Below are 311 nucleotides of genomic sequence, written 5' to 3'. Positions count from 1 at the left end.
CACTGGTGTTACAGCACCCGCATGAGAGAGTGGCCCGCACGGTATCGGCGTAGAGTCCCTGTCGGCACGGCTAGCCGTGACCACGTATGAGAGAGTGAACCCTTTCGCCACCGTGTGCCCCGCGCGCCCTTTATCCTGCGAGGATTTAGCATGGCACGCAAGAACTCCAAGCAACGTTTTGAAGTCGTTCACCCTAACTGTGCCGGGATTGATATCGGCAGCCGTGAGCATTGGGTGGCTGTAGGCTCTTCTCAGGACGGCAACGTCCGTAGCTTTTCCACCTTCACCGACGACCTGATCAAGCTGGCCGA

The 311-nt window shown here is 58.5% G+C and carries 1 pseudogene; it reads left to right on the top strand.

Annotation, left to right across the window (positions count from 1 at the left end):
* Nucleotides 1-150: 150 nt before the first annotated feature.
* Nucleotides 151-311, top strand: a pseudogene (locus tag ACYP2A_RS22800) (IS110 family transposase); the annotation flags it as partial.

The sequence above is a fragment of the Pseudomonas sp. 3A(2025) genome, from assembly GCF_054589175.1.
Note: the sequence above shows the minus strand (reverse complement) of the source record. Positions and strands in the feature narration are given on the sequence as shown.